The sequence below is a fragment of the Bacillus sp. 220_BSPC genome (assembly GCF_001054655.1).
GTDB classification, from domain to species: Bacteria; Bacillota; Bacilli; order Bacillales; family DSM-1321; genus Peribacillus; species Peribacillus frigoritolerans.
Genome location: NZ_JVPL01000265.1, coordinates 1 through 4,536 on the forward strand (window position 1 = coordinate 1; position 4,536 = coordinate 4,536).

Annotated in this window: 3 protein-coding genes; all 3 read right to left on the minus strand. The window is 31.5% G+C overall.

Annotated elements, in window-relative coordinates:
• Positions 1 to 443, minus strand: a 443-nt coding sequence (locus ADA55_RS21270; protein WP_048687471.1) for a GNAT family N-acetyltransferase, incomplete at its 3' end; no start/stop codon positions are given.
• A gap of 285 nt (positions 444 to 728) precedes the next feature.
• Positions 729 to 1,772: a LacI family DNA-binding transcriptional regulator gene (locus ADA55_RS21275; protein WP_048687472.1), complete on the minus strand. Its 1,044-nt coding sequence runs from the start codon at positions 1,770 to 1,772 to the stop codon at positions 729 to 731.
• A gap of 1,311 nt (positions 1,773 to 3,083) precedes the next feature.
• Positions 3,084 to 4,295 carry an MFS transporter gene (locus ADA55_RS21280; RefSeq protein ID WP_048687473.1) on the minus strand — a complete coding sequence of 404 codons (1,212 nt, stop codon included), beginning with the start codon at positions 4,293 to 4,295 and terminating at the stop codon, positions 3,084 to 3,086.
• Positions 4,296 to 4,536 lie beyond the last annotated feature (241 nt).

Below are 4,536 nucleotides of genomic sequence, written 5' to 3' on the forward strand. Positions count from 1 at the left end.
TTCATTGTCATTAATATTCGAGACTCGTTTGTCACAAAGCCGTTTTTTCTAAAAAATAACTCCGGTTTACCTTTGCCTCTCTCGGTTGATAAATATGCGGCATCGACTTTTCTCTGTGTAAGGATATTCCCTAAATATTTTAGTAAACTCGAACCAACCCCGTTTTGTTGGATATTATTTAGAACGCAGATTTCATTTATGTAAAAGTTCTTGCTATCAGCCCATTGCTCTTCATTTCCGACTAAAAAGCCAATCATTTGATTATTAGAATTAAAATAACCTATTCCTATATAGCCAGGAGTCTTACTTATATCTAACAATCGTTTGTAAGATGTTTGAAAACTCCATGGTTCGTTCCAAGGATTAGAGCTAAAAACATTGGTGAAAATCTTTGATACTTCTTCTAAATCTTTTTCTGACAATACACGAATTGTATTCTGCATTAATAATTCCTCCTTCCAATCAATCCTATCAAATTTTTGTTATTAGGTTCCTTTTTTAGTTATATAAATGTACATATTTCCTAATGATTTACCATTTAAAAATAGTTGAAATTTCCCAAATATCTGATGCGTTAAATTAAAAAGAAGTTGATAATATAGATACAAATTAATTTAAATTGATTTCTTTATCTTTTTCTGTACTTTTACGGTGTCTATACATTTAAAAGTTTTAGCGTGCGTGCAATTTTAACAAAAGAGCATGGTTTTTATGCAAGGCTATTTTTGTTAGTAAGTCATGGCCATCGCTTCTTGTTTGATTGATCTGCATGAATGCCTTTCCACAAAATGATGGGGAATGATGGACCCAGCAAAAGTATCTCTAGTTTGCAACTTTTCTAAGATACTTTTTGCGGCCTGATAGCCTAAATCGAAAATATTAATGTCTACAGAAGTCAAGGCAGGTAATGATTGTTCAGAGAAAAGGACATGATTGAAGCTGACAATCGACATTTCCTTAGGAGTCTGTACTCCCACTTCTCGAAGAGAATGCACGACGCCAAGTGCCATACGATCATCACTGATGACCAACGCAGTTGGTGGTTCGTCAATCGATAGTACTTTTTTTGCAGCTGCTTGTCCACCTTCATATAAAAAATCCTCATGTATGGTATATTCCCTTCTTGGAACGATACCAGCCCTTTTCAATGCACGTTCATACCCTAATAAACGATTTAGAGTCATCACAAAGGTTATATCCCCTCCAATGAATCCAATTCTTTCATGTCCTAACTGAATAAGGTAGTCTGTTACCTGTTCGGCAGCCAAGACATTATCGTTATCTACATACGTTATCTCCTCAATAAAATCATAGGGTTTCCCAATGATGACAAACGGAAAAGCCCTTGCTTGTAAATAGGTTAGAATGTGATCATTCATCCTTGAATACATAAGGATTATTCCATCCACCATTCCCCCTTGAACCATATTCACGACTCCTTCGTAGATTTCCTCTTTTGTTTTCCCCGTGCTTAATAAAAGAGAGTAATGCTTTTCCTGAGCCCCTTCACTAAGACCCTGGAGGATTGTCGGAAAAAATGGATTTTGATAAAAGCTATTTGACGAACATGGCAGCACAAACCCAATGATCCTGGTTGATTGTTTAGCAAGACTACGTGCAATCAAGTTTGGATGATATCCTAACTTTTCCATTACCTTACTAACACGTACCTTTGTTTTTTCACTTATACGAGGATCATTTGCAATCACTCGAGAAACTGTTGAAGGAGCAACATTCGCCAGTTGTGCCACATCTTTTATCGTGATGGCCATGCGTTGTTTTCCCTCTCCCCTCTTTAGTTTTTATTGACTTCATTTAAAAAACAATAAACACTTTTCTCATATATTTTAAAATTATACTGTATCTATAATGCACTCACTAAATAGTTATTTCCATACTTTTTTGATTGTTTTTAACTTTTTTCAGAAAATACCCATTTTTCGATTTTTACCTCTTGTAAAAATTAAAAAGAAGCTGATAAGAGATCAGCTTCTAAAAAACCAGAAAATGTTTTGGGAGAGGAAAGAAGCCAGCCGACTATTTTCATTACTCCTTTCAAATTTAGGTTTAATATTATTATATGTTAAATATAGTTCCATTTCATCGTATAAATTTACATATTATAGAACTAACTTCCCTCAATGAAGAAAGAAAAAACGCCGGTTTTCTTCTTTTCTTAGTATTTCACAGTAAGTTATATTAAGTTTTTACCCCGTTAATTTGGTTTCATTATCTAGTAAGGATAAATTTGGACTTCTGAACAAAAAAACTCATGAGCTACTCACTTACAAAAAAGGGTGGATGAGTCATAATATTAAGTAATATGAGCGATATTTTATTTTGAAATTATAATTCATGATAGGCCTCCTGGTTTTGATAATTTTGTCCCTTTAGCTGGCCAGCAACCAAATCACATCTTCATTATTACAAGAATGCTGACACGTTTGTTGAATAAGAAAAAGGTTGCCGCAGCAACCCTTTGTTATACTATGCTCCTTTTTAGTTAAAAACCTAAATCTTCATTTTTAGGCCCTATAACATGTTCATCATTTTCTTCTAATATTTCTACTGGGATCGTATTACTCATGAATATACCTCCTATTTTATATATTAAAGGCAATAACAAAATTTTAAATTTTCTCACTTAAGTTTTTTCTACATTCTAATACGCTCTTCCTCATGAATAAATCAAACTTCCTGAAAAAGTCTTTTGACCCTTCCTTTTTTCTAATTGTTGATAAATATATTTGATTGACCTCGAGGTTGTTCAACTCTCTCGCTCTAATCTATTTATTAATTTTATACCTATGCTACTCTGTTGAAATGAAGGTTAGTTCATTTAGATAAAAAACTTTTCTATTCTCCCAAGCCTCTTCATTTCCAATACAAAAACCCATATTTCTGAATTAGAATCCTCCAAACAAACGATGCCTCTAAACCTAGGAGTTTTAAAGATGGTTTCAATTCTTTGAATGGCATATTCTAAGGTCCAATTCTCATTCCAGGGTGGACTATTAAAAACTTCTATAAAAAGGTTAGCTGCAACATAAATTTGATTTCTTTAAAATAATTATAAATTATCATTACAGTACCTTCTTTTCCTTTAAGAATTTAAGTTGTATTTTTGATTCGGAAAAAAATTTGCTAATAAGACGACTAGATATAAACATTGTAAATGCACCCGTAATTGCCAATACATAATAAACACTTAAAAATTTTGTTAAAAAAGCGATTAGTGGAAATGACAAGAACATTATGAATGTGGATAAAAATTTAGTCATTGATAGCATTGTATTCCTTTTTTCAGATGAAACTTCTAAATTCAAAACATTGCTAGCAATAGGTTCAAGTGTATTATAAATTAAACTCACACCAAAAAATCCAATTAGAACCCAAAAGTTAGTTTTAGTAAATAAAAGCAAAAACATCACAACTGTTGCATTCAAACAAAAACTGAAAACAATCCTTGCTGTAAATTTACTCTCTAGTTTGTATGCGTTAATAGAAGCAACTGCTGCAACAATTGAATCAATTCCGAACAATAAAGATATTATGTATGTAGGTATACCCATTTGATCAAAAAGCACTTGATTATACATGTAATATACAGAACCTATTGCATAAAAGATTCCTATACCAATTAAATATAGCCTCAAATTTGGATTTAATTTCAAAAACAATTTAATTTCTCCAATTAAATCCGAAACCTTTCTAGTTTTATTTGTATTATAACTACTACTTTCTTTTAAATTTAAAGTTATTAACAATGCAATTGACTGACATATTACACCAAACAAGTATACTGTAGACCATGATAATTCCTGGAGAAACCCTCCTATTGACATAGAAATAGCTAACGCTAAAATTACAATAGCAAAATAACGTCCAATGATTTTACTGTAATTTTTTTCGAGTTTCTTATCTTTTAAAGTGTCATACAGTAGGGATTGATCTGCTCCAGAAATACAAGTTAGACCTACTCCGTAAAAGACTTGAGCTACAGCAATTAAATAAAAACTATCAAAAAACATAAATCCTAGCATATAACAAATAATGAACATTCTCGCTACAATTAAAGAGACTTTCCTACCATATTTATCAGAAATAAGTCCGGTTGGAATTTCTGATAAAAATTGTGTTGCGTTTAGAATTGCTTGTAGTATAGCAATTTGTAATAATGAAAAACCCAAATGTGTAAAGTAAATCATCCAAATTGCTCTATCAAAAAAATTATTACCGAAAAATCCAATAAAATAGAGTTTCATTACATTTTTATCATTCGGAATTTTCTGCATAGTTCCTCCTTTTCCTGATATTTCAAAAAAATTAAAACATTGACAATGTTAAAAATTATATTACAATTTAGATTGTACCAAATTTTACATAAAAAGGAGATAAAAAAATGACAAAAACATCAAAAAACATTGAGAACTTTGTAAAAAACTCTGAGGGTAAATCACAAGATCACTACAATCATGTTTCAAAAAACATCGAGAACTTTGTGAGCAACTCTGAAGGTAAATCACAAGATCACTA